The following is a 19,705-nucleotide window of genomic DNA, read 5'->3' on the forward strand; positions in this document are numbered from 1 at the left end:
CGATTTAATTGACAGGTTCACTTATGAATGCTTATAATTACTTATAAACAATTATCGTTTTGCATGAATTCACTTAAGGGTGTGCCGATATGTTTCAGGAAGAACGAATCGAAGCGATTATGGAATACTTAAGGGAACATCAGCGGATGGACGTCAAGGAAATCTGCGACAGATTTGACGTGTCGCGGGACACCGCCCGCAGGGATCTCGTCCGGATGGATGAGCTCGGGCTCATTGTAAGGACCCGCGGAGGCGCTATGCTGCCGACCCTTAACCGCGCGGTGACCGCTTATAAGGACCGGATGCAGAGGGCTCCGGACGAGAAGAGGCAGATCGGCCGGGAAGCCGCCAAGTTGATCCGCGACGGGCATTACCTGTTTCTGGACACATCCACGACGGTTGCGACGGTCGCCGAGCACATTCGGACGACAGGCAACGTGGTCGTGACGAATTCCATCGATATTGCGGCGAAACTGGCGGACAATAAAAGCTTGAAGGTGCATATGCTCGGCGGGCAGCTTGAGCTGGAGCACCGGTTTCTGTTCGGAGCGACCGCTCTGGCGCAGCTGGCGGATTATTACGTCGATACCCTCTTTCTCGGCGCCTGCGGAATCAGTCCGGACGGATTGTCTTATCCGCATGAAGAGGACGGCTCCATCAAACGCGAAATGATCCGCAGAGCCGACCGTGTCGTCGTTTTGGCGGACCATACGAAGTTCGGCAAGCAGTTGTTTTATAAAGTTGCGGGTTTGGACGATCTGGATGTGATCGTGACGGACCGGGAACCGGAAGAAAGTATGCTCCGCTTGCTGGAAAGGCATGATGTGGAGCTGCTCATCGTAGAGGGGGACAATCAGCATGATTAAATTAATCGTAACGGATTTGGACGGTACACTCATGAATGCCGATCTGGAAGTTGCGGAAGCGGATGCCCGTATGCTGCGGGAGGCGGCCGGACAGGGCGTGCAGATCTGCATCGCATCGGGCCGGCTGTATCCCGATATCCGGAAGATTATGAACCGTGTCGGGGTCGAGGCATACGGCATCAGCCAGAACGGCTCCGCGGTTTACACCCGAGAAGGAGAGCAGCTGGATGCCTCGCATTTCCCGGCGGACCGCGCGTCCGACTTGTTCGAGATTGTCTCGAAACGGGAAATGGTATTCTTCGTCTGCTGCTCGGACGAAACGATCCGCCTTCATAAAAGTACGGACGCTTCCCGGCCTTATGAAGAGCGTCAGCTCAGCCCCGTCCATCATCAGGCCGATATCGGCCGGGAGATCCGCTCGGGGCAGGTAAAGCCCTGCAAGTTCTCCCTGTTCGGCGAAATGGAGAAGCTTCTGTCTTTTCGCGAGGAACTGATGGAAAAATATGCGGGAAGCGTGGAAGCCGTCATTTCCGATCATGACTGTATGGACCTGATGCCGGCGGGGATTTCCAAAGGGACGGGTCTGGCCCGGCTGCTTAAAGAGCTGGGGCTGAAGCATGACGAGGCCGCCTGCGTCGGCGATTCCTATAACGATCTGCCGATGTTCGCCCTGACGCCTCACAGCTTCGCGATGATGAAAAGCCGGGATGAGGTAAAGGCGGGAGCGGGTCATACGACTTCGTCGGTGGCGGAAGCGGTGACGGCCGTTCTGGAGCACAACCGCAGCCGCCGCGGCAATGAGGCGGCGGAAGCGCAGGTCTGACGACCGGGCTGCCGGTCGTCAGAAGTTTCCCGGCTTTCGAAGCCAGCCCCGTCCGTACCTGCAGCGGCAGGACAGCCGGCGGTGTTCGTCAGCCGGAGCGGACCCGGCAGGAGCGTAATCCACCGCGGAAAGGAAGCTTTCCGGAGCGGGAGCGTGATCCTGCCGGGTCCGCAGGCTTTTTGCGGGAGTGGTGCCGCCCGTGCAGGCTTACCCGGCGCGCAGTACCCTGTGCCCCGGTGTGGCACGATGACGGCCAACGATAACAACGCGAAAGGCCCGTCCGGGATATCCGGACGGGCCTTTTAACGATGCGGAGCCCCGCACGCCGGACTCCTTTGAATATTCGGCTGCCGCAATCAGGCACCAATCTGCTGTTCCGCCCATATCCTGATATCAATTCCCGTTATTCATTCCATAAGAATACCTGATATACAGGAGGATGCGGCATGAATCTGCTTCAATCGATTGAACAATCGTTCGGCGGGTTAAAAAAACCGACGATGAACGAGCTGAGGGCCGGGCTGGAAGCCTTGTCTCTGACGAGAGACAAAATCGCCCCGCACGTTACCGAGCCGGAGCGGCTGGCCTACGGCCGGCATGTGCTGCTGCGGACTGCCGATGTGGAGGTCGTCGTGATCCATCTGCCGGGGCACAGCAAAACGGCTATTCACGATCACGGGTCTTCGATCGGCTGCGCCCGCGTTATTGAAGGCGAGATGCTCAATGTGTGGTACGAACTGGACCGGGGCGGTTATCCCGAGCCTTTTATGGCGGCTCCCGTCGCCGGCGGGGAGTGTATGTATGCACCACGCGGGCAAATTCACGAAATGCGCAACGAGCATGAGCAGCGGATTGTAAGCCTCCACGTGTATTCGCCTCCCTTAACAGGGACTAAAGCGTACTTGCCCTACCGCGAGGTGCTCGATTTCGTGATCTGATGTTCACCCGTGATTCTGCACCCTGCCGGCCCGGCTGAATCCGAGGATAGGTGCGGCGTCTACGGCAGCGGTCGTGCAAAAAAAACAAAAGCCCTGCTTCATCCAGGGCTTTTTGAGCTGCTTTCAAGCGGCCGGACGCCCGAGCCTTTATAACGACCACGCCGGGTACAAAACGCTACCCCGAAGCCGCGGTCTTTTTCGGCTTTTTGGGAAAAATCACATACGACAACGTAATGGCGGCGTCAACGGCCAGGATGAGACTCCATACTTTCAAAACGGATGCAGCAGTCTCGTGGTTCACGATTCCGGCCAGGGCCAGGCGGAGCGCCAGCGGACCCGAAGGTTCGGGAGGAAGCGATTCCGCAGGCAAAATTCCGTACATCACGATCAGGACGGCCGTAACGGCGGCATAGAGAGCGAAATGAACGGAGAAGTTTTTCAGCTCGCGGCGTGTATGTGCGGCTCCCGTTAATTTAAGCTCCGCGGGAGGAAGTTCGTTTGCCGGTATTCCCCGCCATTTGGCCGTCTTTCTGGCGATAAAGGCATCCAACTTGCGCAGATCGTTCCGTCCGAAGAACAGCGCGTAAGCGAGAAAGATCAGGATCACCAGCTGAAAGGTCTCGAATTGTCCGGTCCGTCTGTAATCCAGGTAACCGATGGCCGCCATCCACAAGTCGCTCAGCAGGAAAAGCAGGATAAACAGCTTGCTTAGCTTCCGATAATTCCAGACGTAGCGAAGAAGGAGAAAGCACGCGATACTGACCCAGAAAATCGCTTCTCCTCCGATAAAGAACGCCCACTTGTACTGTAAAATAAAATCCAACATCCGACGATCACCTCTGCTTCATGTCTATGCTTGGAGAATAACACATGACGCAGCGTCAGGTTCAAGAGAAAATCGTCTACGCTTTACATCCGGGTCGGCTCGACGTGCACGTGCACATGACCGACTTTATGCTTGCGGAGCATCCGCTGCTCCACGTCCTCCGCGATATCGTGGCTCTGGGCGACGGTCAGCTGATGATCCACGACGATTACGACGTCGAGAAGCACCTGATTGCCGTGAACGCGGGCTCTGACGTCTTCGATGGCTTCCACACCGGGTGTTCCGGCAATCGTCTGTTTATAGAGCACAAGCTTCTTGTCGTCGAAGCCGTCCGTTAAGGCATGAGCGGCGTCGATGAAAATGCCCCAGGCCGTCTTGCAGATCAGCAAGGAGACGAGAACGGCGGCAACGGGATCGAGCCAGGGAAGCCCGAGCCTCGCACCGATAATGCCCGCGAATGCAGCCAGGCTGACGAAAGCGTCGGAACGGTTGTCGTAAGCGGCGGCCAGCAGCGCTTTGTTGTTGATCCTGCGGGCAAGCCGGATATTGTAGGCGTACACCCCGTACATAACCGCCGCGCACAGCAAAGCGACCCAAGCGGCAAGCAAGCCGGGGGCTTCCAGCTTCGGTCCTGTGAAAGAGCTTATCGCCTGGATAAATACCTGAATGCCGACGGCAAACATGATAAAAGAAGCGATGAGCGCCGCGATGGTTTCGGCGCGGAAGTGGCCGTAAGGGTGATCGCTGTCAGGCGGTTTGCGGGAGATCCGCAGCCCGATGAGGACCGCCACGGAAGCGATCAGATCCGTGGCATTGTTGAGACCGTCGGCCGTGAGCGCTTCCGAACCGGCCTTATATCCGATGCCGAGCTTAAGCACAGTCAGTGCGATATAGGCGACAATGGATGTCCAGGCACCCCGTTCGCCTTGTTTTAAGTCATTGTATGCTTCCACTTGCGCTGCCTCCATTGCCCTGCTTTAGTTCTGGACTTCTATCGTACCGGACGATACCCGTGTGGGTCTAGAGAAACAGTGTTGACCCCCGGCTGAAAACATGGGCCGGGTCCACTATGTTGGTGCCGGACAACTTTCGGAGAGAGGAAAATGGAGCGCTATTCAGGCACCTGATTCGCCGGGGGGTGGAATGAAAGCGAAAAATTCTTTACAATAGAGTGAGGTATTTAACCCCGCGAAATTTTATGTAGGGATGTTATCCATAGAAAGAGCGCCGATTGCCGGCAAAACGGCATACAAACGGGCACACCAACAGGGTTATACAAAGGGTTGTATTTGATCGGTTAGGAGGTATCAGCATGATTCGCAGAAGCACCCTGCTCCTGATAGGCCTGCTGCTTGCAGGAATGTTAAGCGGCTGCCTGAGTACTGGCTCCAACGAGGCGAAAGCGCCTCAGGCGCCGGAACCTACGGTGACTCCCGAACCGCAGCCGACGGTAAAACCGGGAGCGGACACCAAGAAAGATACGCCTTCCGAGTTTCAGATCCAGACGAGGCTGCTCGATTTTCATCTGATCGATGAAAGGACGGGCTACGCCTGGGGCGTGACGAATCAGTCTTTGCGTATGTACCGGACGCTGGACGGCGGGCAGACCTGGCAGAACGTATCCCCGCCGTCAGCCGGTAATTTTAAATTTTCACCGGGCTACGGACAAGCGATATCTTTCCTCGACAAGCAGAGAGGATGGATCGTCCGCAGCGATCTGGAGGGCAAACAGACCACAATCTGGCAGACGGAGAACGGGGGAGGAAGCTGGAAAGCCGTGGATCTGCCCGAACAGATGAATCCCGTCGTGCTGGATTTTCAGACGCCGCAGAACGGCTGGATGCTCAGCATCACGGACCCGTCCAAAGCGGACTCCGGCCACATTCTTTACTCCACCTCCAACGGAGGATCGACCTGGCAGCGGACCGCCGATGCCCAGCTTCCCCAGGAAGGGACCATTACCGGGCTGACTTTTCAGAATCTGCGGACAGGCTGGCTCTCCATGGAAGTGAAAGGACAGCCGAAAATGTACCGGAGCGAGGACGGCGGGCGGACTTGGAAGGAAAGCAAGGTGATCGCCGCAGCCCGCAGCAGCGAAGCTTGCGAGGTTGTGGACGTGCTGCAGCCGGTATTCTTCGGATCGGACCGCAGCAAAGGCTGGATTCCGTTCAGCTGCCCGAGCAGCGAGGCGGATCAGTTCCACGGCTTGTTCACGGAGGACGGGGGCGTCAACTGGAATTACGCGCCTTTCAAAGTCGGAACCGACAAAGAGTCCAACGCGTTCACGCTGCCTTTTTTCCTGAGCGAGACCGACGGGTGGTACCTGGATAAAAATATCGTCTACCATACGACCGACAAAGGTAAAACGTGGGCGCCGCTGAACGAGGACAAAATTTTGTCCAGAACGTGGAGCAAATACCCGCAATTGACGCAGCTCCAATTTATTTCGGAAAATGTGGGCTGGATTCTTCTCGAAACGAAGGATCAGAAGAGGTCCGTTCTCGTACAGACCAAAGACGGCGGTAAATCGTGGTCCGTTTTATAGAATGTTACAAAAACACCCGTCCTTAAAGGCGGGTGTTTTTGTACGGCTGGCTGGTTCAATCGGATTTTCCTGAAATCCTATTGTTTCAGCAAAAATTCGTTTCCGTCGATATCCTCAAAACGCGCGTAGGTTCCCCAAGGCATTTGATTGGGCGCTTCGAGAAAACGGACGCCTTTGGCGGACAACGTCTTGTAGGTTTCCTGAATATCGTCGCACTCGAAAACGACGGCGGCTTTCTGCTCTTCCCACCCCGGCATGATGGACTTGGGATAAAGCACGAGGCGTGTCTGGGCGCCGGGCGGCGCAACTTCTATCCAGGACGCATCGGGACCCATCGGATGGTTGGCGACTTCGGCGAACCCGGCCCGCTCCGTCCAAAATTTGAGGGATGCCTGCTGGTCATCCACATAAACCGCAATCGTGCCCGCTTGTTTGATCATGGTTGTCCTCCTGGAGTATACTTGACATAGGATCTGGATGGTGTATCCAGCCTTAGTATAGTCAAGCTCCCGTCCGAGATCAAATCGGCAGGGAGAAAAGGAAGCTAGCGAAACCGGCCGAACCGGACCCCGAACTGATCCTGATCCGGACCCGACGAACCGCAAACCGCAAACCGTTGGGCCAGCCTTAAACCGATTCGGCCAACCGTAACGCGGACCCGGCCAACGTCAGATCCACCGATCGCAGCCGGGAGAAGAAAGGGGAGCGCTGACTCCCTGAAACCGTTCCGAGGAGTGATTGAAGTCATGAACTCAAACTTATCGCACAAAAGCCGCATACTGATGATGGCAGCCGTTGTGTCCCTGCCGCTTGCCCTGGCGGCATGTGGTTCGGATTCGAAAGCCGTGCCCAGTCCTACGGCCGCGCCAACCGTATCCGCTGCACCGACTCCGTCCGCGAGTCCGAGCGGGAGCCCGCCACCGAGCGCAACGCCGGCTCCGTCGGCCAAACCGGGCGAAGCGGGTTCGACCGGTTCCGATAAAGCGGCGCAAGTTAAAGGGATAATGGAGCTGGCGCGCAAAGGTCAGATTGCGGGCGTGGAATATGCCGCCCACACGGGACTTATTGACGACGTGGAGAAGAAATGGGGCAAGCCCGACAAGCAGGAAAGCGCAGGAAAAGGCCAATATGCGACCTATACGAAGCGCGGAGTCGCTTTCGGCTTTAACAAAGGGATGCTGATCTTCGATGTCCGTTCCTATGACAAAGCTCTGCAGCAGCTTGCTCTAGCGGATATCAAACAGACGCTCGGCGAGCCTGCGGAAGTAACGGTCAACGGCGGCGACACGATTTATACGTACGGAGCCGGAAGCCGGTATCAGTTGAAATTCGTTATCCCGAAATCGACCGGCAAGGTGGATCACATCTCGGTATACAGTCCCGAGGATACCAAAAATCTGATGGCCGGATAAAAGTCAGGCAGTTCCCGTAAGGGAACTGCTTTTTTTGATTCTTACCTGATTTATATAAAGCGCTTCGGCAGGTAAATGAAGCTTGCGGGCGAATTCCAGTGGAGAGAGCCTGTGTTTGTGGATACGCAAGCGGCCGTGGACCGTCTGCTCGTCCATTATTATCCGGCATCGCTGGCCTGGGGCCGGGCACACCCCAATCCTGCCGGGTCATATGGCTATCGCCCGCACTTTTCTTCATGCAAAAGGTTTCGATTGGGAACACGGGGAACACCATTAGCGTAATTGTCTATGCGTAGGTTTGTATGTACCGGTTTTTCTGTAGAGCTTTGTAAAAAAAGTTCCGACGTACCTGAGTCATTTCTATCACGTAATCTTCGGAGGTGCTGTTATTCATGTATTATTTGGCGGATAAGGATCGCTACGGTTCCATGATTTACAATCGGGTTGGCCGCTCCGGCTTGAAGCTGCCGGTTATTTCACTAGGCCTTTGGCACAATTTCGGCGGATCGGATTCGTACGAGAACGGCCGCGCGATGATCCGAAAAGCGTTTGATCTGGGAATTACTCATTTCGATCTTGCGAACAACTACGGGCCCCCGCCGGGTTCGGCGGAAGAGAATTTCGGCCGCATGCTGAAAACGGACCTTGCGCCTTACCGGGACGAGCTTATCATTTCTTCGAAGGCCGGATATCTTATGTGGGAAGGTCCCTACGGGGAGTGGGGATCGCGCAAAAATCTGACGGCAAGTCTGGATCAGAGTCTGAAACGGATGGGGCTCGATTATGTGGATATTTTTTATTCCCACCGATTCGATCCCGAAACGCCGCTCGAAGAAACGATGATGGCGCTGGATTCGATAGTCAGACAAGGCAAAGCGCTCTATGTCGGCGTGTCCAATTATACGGCGGAACAGACGGCCGATGCGGTCCGTATTCTGAAAGAGCTGGGGACGCCGCTGCTCATTCATCAGCCGTCGTATTCCATGTTCAACCGGTGGATCGAAAACGGACTGCAGGACGTGCTGCGGGAGAATGGCGTCGGAAGCATTGCCTACTGTCCTCTGGCGCAAGGGCTGCTCACGACCAAATACCTGGGCGGAGTTCCTGCGGATTCCCGCGCGGCCAAACCGTCGGTCTTCCTGCAGGAAAAAGACGTGACAGACGAGAAGCTGGAACAAATCCGGAGGCTGAACGAGCTCGCCGGCGACCGTAAGCAGACCCTGGCCCAGATGGCGCTTGCCTGGGTGCTGAGAGAGGGACGCCTGACCTCGGCGCTGATCGGCGCAAGCCGGCCGGGCCAGATCGAAGAGAACGCGGCCGTTGTCGCCAATCTCGGCTTTTCCGGGGACGAACTGGACCTGATCGAATCCGTGCTTGCCTGAAAAGAGAACTTCTCCTTGCCGTACCCTCGGCCGGACAAAATATTCCCATAATGCTGGAAGGACCCTACAGGAAGTGTTATGATGGTAGTTGACTATTTTGGCTGTGCCGATTTACAAAGGGGGAAGAAACGATGGGCCGACGCTTTATTATCGAGTCCGTCCTGGTTGCCATATATGGACAACTGCTGGTGCCCGGGCGTCCGGTAGAGTATATTCTGCCTTACTCCACCGTTGCCGAGTTGTACGAGTTGAAGGACAGCCCGGAGCCGGTTATGCCCGATCCGCAGGAGGACGCGCATGTAAAAGAGATGATCGGAGAGCTGATCACTTTTTTCGAGGATCCGCTGAACAAGAAAAAAATCGAACGGGCCTTGACCGTTCCGTGGCGTAAAAGCCCGCCGATCCTCGTGAACGATATGGTATCCTTCACGGTTATTAATTCCGTGGACAACGCTCATTACGGGGAATCGTTCGATCCGGTGGAAACCGAACTGATTTTGACCGCCTTGCACGAGAAGGTGCCTATGCTGACCGATCAGGTCGAGCTGGTGGAAAAAATCATTCAGGCGGAAATTCCGGTGCAGATTTACGATGTGGACGATTTCGAGTTTGCGGTGGAAGAGGGCATATCCGCGGACGATTTCAAAAATTTGCTGTAAGGTGTCCCGTTCAGGGTACGCTGTTACGCGAAAGACCGCCGAAAGGCGGTTTTTTCGTTTCGATTTAGGATGGCAACAACTGTCGGCTCCTGCAGGCTCACGGGCATATTGCACATTTTCACACCGTGCCGTAGGATAGAGAGTAGACGATTTTCGAGTTGGATCGTTACAAAACCGCACCCGGATTCGACAACGAAGACCTTATCGCAAGGAGGACAAGACTATGTACAAAGCATTAACGATTGCGGGTTCCGATACCAGCGGAGGAGCCGGCATTCAAGCCGACCTGAAAACATTCCAGGAGCGCGGCGTATACGGAATGACCGCCCTGACCACGATTGTCACGATGGACCCGCACAACGGCTGGGCCCATCAGGTTTTCCCGATTTCCACCGAGGTGCTTGCGCCGCAGCTGGAGACGGTTCTTCACGGAGTCGGCGTGGATGCCATGAAAACAGGCATGCTCGGCTCGGTTGAAATCATCGAACTCGTAGGCCGTACCATCGACCGGGAGAACGTCGGAAATGTCGTGATCGACCCGGTTATGGTCTGCAAAGGCAACGACGAGGCGCTTCATCCCGAGACGACCGTCAGCCTGCGCGACGTCCTGGTGCCGCGTTCCACGATCGTGACGCCGAACCTGTTCGAAGCGGCCCAGCTTAGCGGACACGCTCCACTGCGCACCGTGGAAGATATGAAGGAAGCGGCTGCGGCGATCAAGAAGCTCGGCGCCAAATATGTGCTCGTTAAAGGCGGCGGCAAGCTTCAGCACGACAAAGCGGTCGACGTTCTGTACGACGGCGAGACGTTCGAGCTGCTGGAGTCCGAGCGCATCGAAACGACGAATACGCACGGCGCAGGCTGTACGTATTCGGCGGCGATTACGGCGGAGCTCGCCAAAGGCAAATCCGTGAGAGAAGCGGTTCGCACGGCGAAAGCTTTCATCACCGAAGCGATCCGTCATTCGTTCCCGCTGAACCAGTACGTAGGCCCGACGCTTCATTCGGCGTACCGTGTGTACGGCGGCGGAAACTGAGCAGTTTTCATCGTTCAGGCTGACTTGCACAGAACAAAAACCCGCATGCGGAGAAAATCTCCGTATGCGGGTTTTTGCGCGTTTACTGGGTCAGGGCCTTACTTGCGGGTGTCCGTACCGCCGTTTCCGGCGTTCTTCGCCGCTTCACGGAACATATCCCGGAGCGTGTCCCGGTATTTCCGGTCGTCGTACTTCTCGTCTTTCGGCGGTTCCGGCACGATTTCCGGCTCCGGTTCGGGACGGAGTCCGCGGCGAAGCGCGTCGCGGTAGTCCATGTCCGAATGGACGCCGCGGTCTTCACCCGCTGATCCGGACCTTGCGGCCGCGGCAGCGGGAGCCGCCGCCGTCATTTCGGCGGGTAGCTCGGCGGCATGCGGCACTGGAACGCCCGACGGCGCGCGATCCGCTGCCGAGGTGCTGCCGGCTGCGGCCGCAGGGGCGGACGGCGCCCGGCGTATCACTGGCGTTTCGTCCGCCCGAAGGCTGGCTTCGCCGTCCGCGCCATCCGCGAGCAGCGGTTCGGAGCTGCGCTTCCGGTCCGCGAACGGGTGCAGCTGCAGCCGCGGCGTTTCCCCGGCGGAAGCGGCCGCGCTTTCCGCAGCGCCGCTTCCTGCGGCGTCCGCGGAGGCAAGCGCTCCGGCTGCGGACGGCTCGGCCGCTTCAAGCGGCGGCTCCTCCGGCAGCGGCTCCTCGGCACGCCGAGTCTGCGCCGCCGGACGGATGCTGCTGCCGCGCAGCGACGCTTTGCGGCCGTGCGTGTGGCCCGCGTGCCGCTGGCTGCGCGGAGGCAGCTCCGGCTCGGCCTCCGGCTGCGCGAGCGGAGGGAAGGCCTCCTCGGCCGCAGGGGCGAAGCGAGCTTCCTCCTGCTCTACAGGAGCAGAAGCGGAAGCGGCAGCCGTGCCCGGACGTGCAGGGGCGGTATCCGGCTCCCGGGAAGAAGCGCTCGGAACGGTCAGTTCCGGTGCGTGCTGTTCTTCCAGGCTATCGGGATGCGTGCCGGCACCGGCCGTGTCCGTAAGGTCCGGAGCGGCTGCAGGTGCAGCGGCTCTTGTTCCGACATCTGCAGAAAGAACTTCTCCATGCGGCTCGGCGGTTTCGGGAGCGTGTCCGTCCGTTAAGTCGTTGACCCGGCTACCGGAAGCTGGCTCCTCGGCCGGTTTCTCCGGCTGCTGGCTTTGCGCCGATTTGCGGAACAACTTCAGGTTAACCGGGATGAGCACCAGAAGGCCGATGACCACAATGGCCAGAAAATAAAATAAGTCCAACGGGTATCATCCTTTCCTTAACGCTTTAGGCTAGCTTTTGGGCGATATCGGCAACCCGTTTGCCCAGGGCGCGTCCCAGAGCCAGATCCGATTCGGTCGGCAGGTTGGGGGGAGCATCCTTGGACGCTTCGACCGGACAAGTGATGCCGACGCCGTAATAGGAGCCGTAAAGCACATTTTCCGGTACGTTGCTCGGCAGGCCGACGATGATCATGCCGTTGTGGAGCATCGGTGTAATCAAGTTCCAAAGCGTCATTTCAATGCCGCCGTGGACAGTGGCCGTTGTGCAGAACGCGGCGCCGACTTTCCCGATGAGCTCGCCTTTGGCCCACATGTAGCCGAGCTTGTCGATCCAGCTCTTCAGCCCGGAGCTGATCGTGCCGAAATGGCCCGGACAGCCCCAGATGATCGCATCCACGTCTTCCAGGTCGCTTATGCGAGCCTCGTTAACGTGATGGAGCAGAACCTCCGCCTCCGGATGAGCGGCTGCGCCTTCCGCGATGGAGCGGGCGAGGGCTTCCGTATGGCCGCTTTCACTGTCGTAAACTACGTAAATTTTCATAATAGACTTCCTTTCCTGACAGGGTCAAATGAGAAAGCGCGGATGTTACACCCGCGCTGTTTGTCCTCTCGAATCCGTCAATTCAATCGGTTCTGCCGGCTTCTCGGCCAATTTTTTCTTGGCGGATTTGCCGTGAGCGACGCGGCGGAAGAAGAAGGAGACAACCAATGCGACAATCGTAAGTCCTGTTGCGACGACGAAGGCGTCATTGATACCTTGAATCGTCGATTGCTTCGTAACGAGCCCGTACAGCACCTGGCTGGCATACGCTTTGCCTGCCGCAAGGGACTGGCCCATCTGCTGGGCGAATGCGGCACCCATGCTGTCCAGCCCGGACGGATTGTAGTTCGGGTTGGATAAAGACAGGTCGTTGGCATATTGTCCGACATGATAGGTTGTGCGATTTGTCATGATGGTAACCAGAATCGCCGTACCGATGGAAGAGGCGATCTGGCGCGCCGTATTGGAAGCCGCCGTTCCGTGGCTCGCCAGCTCTCTGGGCAGTTGGTTGAGTCCGGTCGTCATGATCGTCATCGCAATGAACGACATGCCGAACATACGGATCGTGTACAGCCACATCAGAGTCGAATAGGTCGTATCCGCATTAAGATGAGCGAATTGCCAGGTTGTGATGGCCGTGATGGTAAGGCCGATAAAGGCCAACGGCTTGATGCCGAACCGGTCGAACAAAGCGCCTGAAATAGGCGACATGACCCCCATCAGGAGTGCGCCGGGCAGCATAAGCAGACCTGCTTCCATCGGGCTGTACCCGCGGATGTTCTGGACATAGATCGGAACGAGGATAGACGCCCCGAACATGGCCATGTTCACGATACAACTGACGACAGTACTAAGGGAAAACATGTTGTACTTGAAAACCCGCAGATTCAGAAGCGGGTTTTTGGCGGTCAGCTCGCGCACGATGAACAGAGCGATAAAGACGACGCCGATAATGATGGTCGAAACGACAGGAACGGAATCCCAGCCCTTGCTGCCGGCTTCACTGATACCGTACAGGAGCGAGCCGAAGCCGATCGTGGACGTAACGAAACCGAGGAAGTCGAATGCGGGTTTCGTTACTTTCGTGACGTTTTTCAGCACAAAGAAAGCAAAAATAATATCGACGATGGCAATCGGCATGGCGACGTAGAACAAGATTCTCCACGTCCAGTGCTCGATAATCCAGCCCGACAGAGTAGGGCCGACAGCCGGAGCGAAGAACATGGCGATCCCGATCGTCCCCATGGCGCGTCCCCGTACCTGCGGGGGATAGATGTTCAGAATAACGGTCATCATGAGCGGCATAATAATACCGGCGCCCGCGCCCTGTACGATACGGCCGATCATCATAATGGTGAAGTTCGGCGCCATGCCGCATATCAAACTGCCGACGGTGAAGGAAATCATCGCGGAGATGAACAGCTGCCGGGTCGTAAACGTACCGATCAGGAATGCGGAAATCGGAATAATAATCCCGTTAATCAGCATGTAACCGGTGGACAGCCATTGAATGGTGTCCGCAGACGCGTTGAAATCATTCATCAAATGGGGCAGGGCCACATTGAGAAGCGTCTGATTAAGAATGGTGACGAAGGCACCCAGAATTAAAACGAGAAGCACCGTACCACGATGCTTCGTCATGTCCTCTTCGGGTTCTTTCTCCTTATAGACAACTAATGCTTTTGTTTCAGACATTCCTTAATCGCTCCTTACTTATGGATGCGGACCTCGGCGCTCATACCGGGTACGAGTGCAACCCCTTGATTATCGGTCAGCATGATTTTAACCGGGACAACTTGAGTGACTTTCGTATAGTTCGCGTTGCTGTTGCTTTGCGGAAGCATGGAGAACGTGCCGGCAGTAGCCTGGCCGATCTGATTCACGGTTCCGGTCAGCGTATTGTTCGGGAAAGCATCGACATAGATATCGACGGTCTGGCCGACTTTCACGTTTTTGAGCTGCGTTTCTTCAATGTTGGCATTTACGAAAAGACTGCCCATGTTGTAGGCATAACCGAGCGGTGTGCCGGGAGCCACGGTTTCGTTGTCATAAGCGCTTGTCTGTACGACAGTGCCGTCGGCAGGCATAGACACGTTCACAGCGGTAGTTCCTTGAGCTCCGGCCGTTTGAACGGTGCCGATCACGTCGCCGGCTTTAAACACTTGGCCGACTTTCCCTTTCCAATCCTCAAGCTTGCCTGTGGCGGGAGCGGTAATCAGCATCTGCTGGCCGGCGATCTGCGCATTTTCGGTTTTGATATAAGTGGTCGACTGATTATAGAAATAATAGCCGGTAACAGCGGCGACAATTAAAACAATAATGACAACTACGTTGGTGATAACGATTCTGGTGTAACCCATCTTACTTTATTCCTCCTTGGCGTTTAGCCGATCTAAAATTTTTTGGTGCGTGTCCAGCATGTTTTGAATCTCCTGAGGCGGGACTTCCAAGATCCGCACAAGCTGTTTATAAAGATGCGAATCTTCATTCATTGACAGCCTTACCTTCTCCGTACCTCTATCGGTCAAGTTTAATTTGACGTTCCGGCGGTCTTCGTCGCTGCGAATCCGATTCACAAGTCCCATCCCGACCAATTGTTCGATGGCGACACTGACCGAGCTGTTCGTCTGCTGTATACGCTCGGCCAACTCCGTCACATTGGTGTCGGGACAATTTTGCAGGAGTCGAAGAATCGTGAACTGCACATGGGATAACCCCATCGCTTCCGCATTCGTGCGAAGGATACGCTTGATCGTCTGATTAACTTCACGAAAAGAAGTATAGATGGGGTAAAGCGGGCTCTCCATGCTCTCGCCTCCTATCGTTGCACTGTTTAATGATTCACAAGTGAAACATTCGATAGTAAATATTATGCTACGGAATAAATAACAAGTCAAACAAATCAAAACGGAAGATTCTCCACATCTATCCAATCGCGCCGAGGCCGCTTCCGGGCCAAAAAAGAAAGAAGGCCGACGCCCTTGGAGGGCGCCGCCTTCTTGTACAGGTGCTTTCCGGGATGTCCCGGTTCCTGTTACCTTGACGAACCTTTATTTGCGGACGGGAAGCAGCTTCACATATTCATCGGATAGCTGCATCAGGTCCATGATGTAGTCGTAATCTTTGCGGTACTGGCTGATATCAGCCACGGGCTTGTGCGTTTTGAGCGAGACCGCGGTCCCGTCGTCGAAGCCTTCGCCCGGCACGAATAGAACATCGTTGTTGACGAAGGAGCCGGTCGGCAGGTAGTACCGGATTCCGGAAACGTTCTTCGTCACGTTGAGCAAATCGTGCCCGAACGGCACAATGCCTGCTTCCTCCAGCCGGATGCCGAGCAGATTGGCTACGGTCGGCATAATATCCAGCTGGCCGCCGGCCGTTTCGATCTGCTTGCCTTCCTGCTGGGAAGGGGCGTGGATAATGAGCGGGATATTGTAGCGGGAAATTTGCTCATGATAGTCGATTCCGAGCGCCTCGCTGACCATCTTCGGATCGTTATCCTGCGGTTGCAGGCCGAAGTGGTCCCCGTACATTACGAGAATGGTATTATCCCACATGCCGTTCTCTTTGAGCTGATTGATCAGGGTTCCGATCGCATAGTCCGTATAATGGACGGCTTCCAGATAGTCACCGAGCTGCTTGCCCTTGATGTTCTCCGGCAGATCCAGCGTCTGTTTATCCGCGGGTATTTTGAACGGATGGTGGCTGGAGGCCGAAATAAACTGGGCGTAGAACGGCTGATTTTCATTCTTCAGCTCAACGAGCCGTTTCATGCCGGTCCGGTACAGCTCTTCGTCCGATGCGCCGAAGGCATTGAAATTATCGTTCGTAAAGGACGGTTTGTCGAAATACTGTTTAAATCCGAGTGCGGGATACATTTTGTCCCGGTCCCAAAATTTGACGTCATTCACGTGAAACGTATTCGTTTCGTATTGGAGGGCGTTGAGCGCTCTCGGCAGACCGGGGAGCTCGCGGTTGTTGAAGCCGCTGGACATGGCCACGGTTGCGGTCGGGTAAATGGACGTATTGGAAATAAACTCGGCGTCCGAGGTGTTGCCCTGCCCGACCTGCTGGAAGAAGTTGTTGAAATACAAGCTGGACTTAAGCAACTCATTCATATTCGGCGTAATGGCCTGACCGTTCACTTCAAGATTGATCGGGAAGTTCTGGAACGCTTCCAGTTGGACCACGATCACGTTTTTACCTTTTTCCGTGCCGAAATAATTAGGCGCCGCACCTTGCGCCAATGGGGCGCTGCGAGGGAAGGAGGCTTCCAGCTCCGTCAGATTTTGTTTCACCTCGGAAATGTCCGCGTAATTGGTTCGGTTGGCGCGGAGCCCGTCGAACAAAGAAACGGCCTGATAAGCGAAGAAACCGAGTTGTTCTCCTTTTTTCAGTTCGTTTTTCGTGCCGGAAGCGGCCGCTATGGAACTCGAGGCCAGCAAAACGCTCACGATCATGAGAGCATAAGTAACCGGCGTCGGAAGCCGGAAAGGCACGTAGTTTCTTTTCGTTTTTTTGCGCACGACGAGTTTGAACAGCAGAACGACGAGAATATCCACGAAGAACAGCAGGTCCTCCGGTCTCATAATCGAACGTACGGATGAAGAAACTTGTCCCACTTGATTTAGCTGCTTTAACGTTGTGTAGATGGGAACTGTTCCAAAGTTTTGAAAGTAAATAGCGGATGCGAGCAATGCCAAACTGACTAAAATGTTAAAAATCCAAAAAAGTGCCGTTTTTACACGCCCGGGCCGGAACAGCTCGATTAGACAGGCTGCTACCATCACATCGAAGGCGTCTATTAAAATTTTGTCCAGGGTCAGTTTGTCATAGACCAAGATCCGGAACAGTGCCATCTTGGCAAGCAGCAGCACGATCGTCCAAACAAACATGCTTTTATACCATTCTTTCCATCGAATGCTCATGCAATAGGCTCCTTTCCTTTCGATCTATACTTTTATACATGAAAAATATTAAGGAATTATGAACGTGTCCCTTTACATGTCAATCCAAATCGTGGATATAAGACTTTAATTGATGCAATACCCATTCATATTGAAAAAGTCTATTTATTAACAAAGGACCGATAACCCCCATATTCTTCTGGACTATTGTACCCCAAAAAGGGAGATTGACCAATTTTTTTGTCTGAAAATGTCGGTAATTGTCTAAAAAAGGAAGTGAAATTAGAATATATTTCCTGGGAATCGGCACAATAAAGCGCATAAGGAGGGTGATTTCCATGTGCAAACAATATTCGCTGACGGCCGACTTAGCCGAGATTCAGAACCGGTTCCAAGTGGACAAGATAGCGGCTCCGTACAAAGCCCGGTATAACATCTCGCCCAGACAGCATGTGCCTATAATCGTTTCCGTAAACGGGGAGCTTGTGTTGGATGAATACCGGTGGGGGTTCGTTCCCTTTTGGGCAAGAGATGCGGTTAATGCGGACGGGATGTCGGTTCACCAGGACCCTGCTTACCGTAAAATTTTTATGCGCCAGCGCTGTATCGTTCCGTGCTCGGGCTTTTACTACTGGAAGACGGAAGGGAAGAAAAGCTTTCCCGTTCGCGTGGTGCCCCGGAGTCGTGAAGTTTTCGGCATCGCCGGTTTGTATGATGTATGGAGCGACCCCAGAGGGAAGGAGCTTCGGACCTGTACGCTGCTGATGACGGAATCGAACTCGCTGATCACTTCCTTCCATAACCAGATGCCGGTTATTTTGAATCAGCATTCGATCGGAGAGTGGATGTCGCAGGGGGCGATGGATACCGACCGGCTGATCCCGCTGCTCAAGCCTTTTCCGGCCGAAGCGATGGAAGCCTATCCCGTCACGCCCGCCATTTCCAACCTGGAGCTGGACGAATCGCATTGTATAGAAGAGATGAATTTAAAAGTTGCCTGGATCAAAGAGTGACCGGTCAGCGGCAAGGCAGAAGGAAGGATCGTTTCTTGGAATGAATGAGGGTTCCGTAAAAAAGAGGAGGCTTGTCCTTGAGGACAAGCCTCCTCAAGTCTAGGCGGGGGAAGGCTCCGGTTTGGGCCGGGGCTCTTCATCCGTGGACGGATGGATGGCGAATAAAGCGAGAAGAGCTGCCAGAAGGCAGGCCGCACCGAGTACATAGAACAGAATAGTCGGATATCTGGACAGCAGAACGGACACGACGGGAGGACCGACCGCAACGCCGATGAACCGCATGGAACTGTAGAAGGAAGAGATCGTGCCCCTCTGGGCTTTGTCGATTCCCGCGGTAATGAAAGCGTCCAGACAGGGAAGAGCGAGTCCGATTCCGATTCCGAGCAGGGAAAGCATCGTTAGCAGGCCGTACAGCGAGCTGAAGAAAAGGCAGCCCAGAGTCGCGCCCAAAGCAAGCAGGCTGCCGGCAAAGGTCAGCCATTTCATCCGCTTCTTATGCTGACCGATGATTTTGCCGGTAATAAAAGACGTCAGGCAGAGCAGGGTCAGCGGGATCGCCAGGACGCAGCCTTTCAGAATGCCGTGCAGATTGTATTTCTCTTCGAGCAGCTCCGACAAATAAAAAAGAGCCCCGAAAAGCAAAAACATACAGATGCAGCCGATGGCGAAAATCGCGTACAGCCACCTTCCCTTCCTGGAAAAGATCCATTTCAGATCTTTGAGAAAAACCGGGAGCGAGATCGGCGCTCCGTCGGTGTTATCGGATTCTTTGGCCGAATCCGTTTGCGGCTTTCTGTTTTTGTCTGCCGCTTTGCTTCCTGTATTTGCGCGCTTCTGGTCTGAGCCGGCTTCCCTGCCGCCGCTTTTTTCCGGTTTTTTGACGAGAAAGAGGACCATCAGGACGGAAATCAGACAGAAAACGGGAATCGCCATAAAAGGCAGGAACCAGACCAGGGCGGCAAGCGCGGACCCGAGAATGGGGCTCAGCACTTTGCCTCCCGTGTTGGCCGTTTCTATAACGCCCAGGCCGCTGCTGACGTCGCTTTCCTCCGTAAACATGTCTCCGACGAGAGGCATGGCGACAGGAGCCGCGCCGGCGGCTCCAATACCCTGCAGCAGACGGCCGAGCAGGATGATCGTATAAGGATTAGGCATAAACCAGGCTGCAAATCCGCAGACGGCGCCGCCGATGCCCGCGATAATCAGACTGGGAATGATCACGATTTTACGGCCGTACCGGTCCGACAGGAACCCCGCGACCGGAATAAGGATGATCGCCGCAATCGAATAAACCGTAATCAGCAGACTGACCTGAAACGAGGTCACGTGGAGCTTTTCACGGATCAAAGGCAGAATCGGAATGAGCATGGAGTTTCCAAGAGTCATGATCAGCGGGATGGATGCCACAGAAATGAGATCCCATTTTTTTTTCGCCTCCATAAGGCGGATTCACTCTCCTCGGTCAGAATTC

The 19,705-nt window shown here is 55.2% G+C and carries 19 protein-coding genes; 9 read left to right on the top strand and 10 right to left on the bottom strand.

All coding sequences use genetic code 11. From position 1 onward, the window contains the following. The first annotated feature begins 89 nt into the window (after positions 1–89). The 3 genes from HMPREF1207_RS24080 (at position 90) to HMPREF1207_RS24095 (ending at position 2,627) form a co-directional block, all read left to right on the top strand. A complete protein-coding gene (locus HMPREF1207_RS24080) occupies positions 90–866 on the top strand; it encodes a DeoR/GlpR family DNA-binding transcription regulator (RefSeq protein ID WP_009672525.1) in 777 nt (258 codons plus the stop codon). Then, a complete protein-coding gene (locus HMPREF1207_RS24085; RefSeq protein WP_009672469.1) occupies positions 859–1,689 on the top strand; it encodes an HAD family hydrolase in 831 nt (276 codons plus the stop codon). Before HMPREF1207_RS24080 ends, HMPREF1207_RS24085 begins: the two co-directional genes overlap by 8 nt. Before the next feature lie 446 nt (positions 1,690–2,135). Beyond that, complete coding sequence (locus HMPREF1207_RS24095; RefSeq protein ID WP_009672559.1) at positions 2,136–2,627, top strand: cysteine dioxygenase; 492 nt, start codon at positions 2,136–2,138, stop codon at positions 2,625–2,627. Positions 2,628–2,802: 175 nt separating this feature from the next. On the opposite strand, the gene HMPREF1207_RS24100 is transcribed toward HMPREF1207_RS24095, so the two are convergent. Beyond that, the gene (locus HMPREF1207_RS24100) at positions 2,803–3,453 is read right to left on the bottom strand and encodes a hypothetical protein (RefSeq protein WP_009672485.1); all 651 of its coding nucleotides are present in this window, start codon (positions 3,451–3,453) and stop codon (positions 2,803–2,805) included. 83 nt (positions 3,454–3,536) lie between these two features. Next, complete coding sequence (locus HMPREF1207_RS24105; protein ID WP_009672395.1) at positions 3,537–4,406, bottom strand: cation diffusion facilitator family transporter; 870 nt, start codon at positions 4,404–4,406, stop codon at positions 3,537–3,539. A gap of 359 nt (positions 4,407–4,765) precedes the next feature. Here HMPREF1207_RS24105 and HMPREF1207_RS24110 point away from each other — a divergent pair, with 359 nt between their 5' ends. After that, positions 4,766–5,998: a WD40/YVTN/BNR-like repeat-containing protein gene (locus HMPREF1207_RS24110; protein ID WP_009672486.1), complete on the top strand. Its 1,233-nt coding sequence runs from the start codon at positions 4,766–4,768 to the stop codon at positions 5,996–5,998. A gap of 77 nt (positions 5,999–6,075) precedes the next feature. On the opposite strand, the gene HMPREF1207_RS24115 is transcribed toward HMPREF1207_RS24110, so the two are convergent. Next, the gene (locus HMPREF1207_RS24115; RefSeq protein WP_009672549.1) at positions 6,076–6,438 is read right to left on the bottom strand and encodes a VOC family protein; all 363 of its coding nucleotides are present in this window, start codon (positions 6,436–6,438) and stop codon (positions 6,076–6,078) included. Between the two features lie 306 nt (positions 6,439–6,744). Here HMPREF1207_RS24115 and HMPREF1207_RS24120 point away from each other — a divergent pair, with 306 nt between their 5' ends. The 4 genes from HMPREF1207_RS24120 (at position 6,745) to pdxK (ending at position 10,487) form a co-directional block, all read left to right on the top strand. Continuing rightward, positions 6,745–7,410, top strand: a complete 666-nt coding sequence (locus HMPREF1207_RS24120) for a YjgB family protein (RefSeq protein ID WP_009672516.1) — start codon at positions 6,745–6,747, stop codon at positions 7,408–7,410. A 392-nt stretch (positions 7,411–7,802) separates the two neighbouring features. Next, positions 7,803–8,792, top strand: coding sequence for an L-glyceraldehyde 3-phosphate reductase (mgrA, locus tag HMPREF1207_RS24125; RefSeq protein ID WP_009672508.1), 990 nt, complete (start codon positions 7,803–7,805; stop codon positions 8,790–8,792). A 131-nt stretch (positions 8,793–8,923) separates the two neighbouring features. Then, positions 8,924–9,451, top strand: coding sequence for a hypothetical protein (locus tag HMPREF1207_RS24130; RefSeq protein ID WP_009672384.1), 528 nt, complete (start codon positions 8,924–8,926; stop codon positions 9,449–9,451). 223 nt (positions 9,452–9,674) lie between these two features. After that, positions 9,675–10,487 carry a pyridoxine/pyridoxal/pyridoxamine kinase gene (gene pdxK / locus HMPREF1207_RS24135; RefSeq protein ID WP_009672470.1) on the top strand — a complete coding sequence of 271 codons (813 nt, stop codon included), beginning with the start codon at positions 9,675–9,677 and terminating at the stop codon, positions 10,485–10,487. Between the two features lie 98 nt (positions 10,488–10,585). Here the strand turns inward: pdxK and HMPREF1207_RS24140 are convergent, their stop codons facing one another. From HMPREF1207_RS24140 to HMPREF1207_RS24165, 6 genes are all read right to left on the bottom strand, one after another. After that, a complete protein-coding gene (locus tag HMPREF1207_RS24140) occupies positions 10,586–11,752 on the bottom strand; it encodes a hypothetical protein (protein WP_009672405.1) in 1,167 nt (388 codons plus the stop codon). Positions 11,753–11,777: 25 nt separating this feature from the next. Next, entirely contained in the window at positions 11,778–12,314 is a 537-nt protein-coding gene (locus HMPREF1207_RS24145; protein WP_009672476.1) for an NAD(P)H-dependent oxidoreductase, read from the bottom strand. A 45-nt stretch (positions 12,315–12,359) separates the two neighbouring features. Continuing rightward, positions 12,360–14,009 carry a DHA2 family efflux MFS transporter permease subunit gene (locus HMPREF1207_RS24150; RefSeq protein WP_009672379.1) on the bottom strand — a complete coding sequence of 550 codons (1,650 nt, stop codon included), beginning with the start codon at positions 14,007–14,009 and terminating at the stop codon, positions 12,360–12,362. Between the two features lie 14 nt (positions 14,010–14,023). After that, positions 14,024–14,674 carry an efflux RND transporter periplasmic adaptor subunit gene (locus tag HMPREF1207_RS24155; RefSeq protein WP_009672433.1) on the bottom strand — a complete coding sequence of 217 codons (651 nt, stop codon included), beginning with the start codon at positions 14,672–14,674 and terminating at the stop codon, positions 14,024–14,026. A gap of 6 nt (positions 14,675–14,680) precedes the next feature. Then, the gene (locus HMPREF1207_RS24160; RefSeq protein ID WP_009672524.1) at positions 14,681–15,121 is read right to left on the bottom strand and encodes a MarR family winged helix-turn-helix transcriptional regulator; all 441 of its coding nucleotides are present in this window, start codon (positions 15,119–15,121) and stop codon (positions 14,681–14,683) included. Positions 15,122–15,364: 243 nt separating this feature from the next. Next, entirely contained in the window at positions 15,365–17,242 is a 1,878-nt protein-coding gene (locus tag HMPREF1207_RS24165) for an LTA synthase family protein (protein WP_009672521.1), read from the bottom strand. A 317-nt stretch (positions 17,243–17,559) separates the two neighbouring features. On the opposite strand from HMPREF1207_RS24165, the gene HMPREF1207_RS24170 reads away from it, so the two are divergent. After that, entirely contained in the window at positions 17,560–18,234 is a 675-nt protein-coding gene (locus tag HMPREF1207_RS24170; protein WP_009672495.1) for an SOS response-associated peptidase, read from the top strand. 99 nt (positions 18,235–18,333) lie between these two features. On the opposite strand, the gene HMPREF1207_RS24175 is transcribed toward HMPREF1207_RS24170, so the two are convergent. Then, positions 18,334–19,674, bottom strand: coding sequence for an MFS transporter (locus tag HMPREF1207_RS24175; protein ID WP_009672398.1), 1,341 nt, complete (start codon positions 19,672–19,674; stop codon positions 18,334–18,336). Between the last annotated feature and the right edge of the window lie 31 nt (positions 19,675–19,705).

It is taken from the genome of Paenibacillus sp. HGH0039 (assembly GCF_000411255.1).
GTDB lineage: Bacteria > Bacillota > Bacilli > Paenibacillales > NBRC-103111 > Paenibacillus_F.

Bases quoted from the DNA above. Each gene is read 5' to 3' on its own strand.
- HMPREF1207_RS24080 (WP_009672525.1), top strand. From the start codon at position 90: ATGTTTCAGGAAGAACGAATCGAAGCGATTATGGAATACTTAAGGGAA.
- HMPREF1207_RS24085 (WP_009672469.1), top strand. From the start codon at position 859: ATGATTAAATTAATCGTAACGGATTTGGACGGTACACTCATGAATGCC.
- HMPREF1207_RS24095 (WP_009672559.1), top strand. From the start codon at position 2,136: ATGAATCTGCTTCAATCGATTGAACAATCGTTCGGCGGGTTAAAAAAA.
- HMPREF1207_RS24100 (WP_009672485.1), bottom strand. From the start codon at position 3,453: ATGTTGGATTTTATTTTACAGTACAAGTGGGCGTTCTTTATCGGAGGA.
- HMPREF1207_RS24110 (WP_009672486.1), top strand. From the start codon at position 4,766: ATGATTCGCAGAAGCACCCTGCTCCTGATAGGCCTGCTGCTTGCAGGA.
- HMPREF1207_RS24115 (WP_009672549.1), bottom strand. From the start codon at position 6,438: ATGATCAAACAAGCGGGCACGATTGCGGTTTATGTGGATGACCAGCAG.
- HMPREF1207_RS24120 (WP_009672516.1), top strand. From the start codon at position 6,745: ATGAACTCAAACTTATCGCACAAAAGCCGCATACTGATGATGGCAGCC.
- mgrA (WP_009672508.1), top strand. From the start codon at position 7,803: ATGTATTATTTGGCGGATAAGGATCGCTACGGTTCCATGATTTACAAT.
- HMPREF1207_RS24130 (WP_009672384.1), top strand. From the start codon at position 8,924: ATGGGCCGACGCTTTATTATCGAGTCCGTCCTGGTTGCCATATATGGA.
- pdxK (WP_009672470.1), top strand. From the start codon at position 9,675: ATGTACAAAGCATTAACGATTGCGGGTTCCGATACCAGCGGAGGAGCC.
- HMPREF1207_RS24145 (WP_009672476.1), bottom strand. From the start codon at position 12,314: ATGAAAATTTACGTAGTTTACGACAGTGAAAGCGGCCATACGGAAGCC.
- HMPREF1207_RS24150 (WP_009672379.1), bottom strand. From the start codon at position 14,009: ATGTCTGAAACAAAAGCATTAGTTGTCTATAAGGAGAAAGAACCCGAA.
- HMPREF1207_RS24155 (WP_009672433.1), bottom strand. From the start codon at position 14,674: ATGGGTTACACCAGAATCGTTATCACCAACGTAGTTGTCATTATTGTT.
- HMPREF1207_RS24160 (WP_009672524.1), bottom strand. From the start codon at position 15,121: ATGGAGAGCCCGCTTTACCCCATCTATACTTCTTTTCGTGAAGTTAAT.
- HMPREF1207_RS24165 (WP_009672521.1), bottom strand. From the start codon at position 17,242: ATGAGCATTCGATGGAAAGAATGGTATAAAAGCATGTTTGTTTGGACG.
- HMPREF1207_RS24170 (WP_009672495.1), top strand. From the start codon at position 17,560: ATGTGCAAACAATATTCGCTGACGGCCGACTTAGCCGAGATTCAGAAC.
- HMPREF1207_RS24175 (WP_009672398.1), bottom strand. From the start codon at position 19,674: ATGGAGGCGAAAAAAAAATGGGATCTCATTTCTGTGGCATCCATCCCG.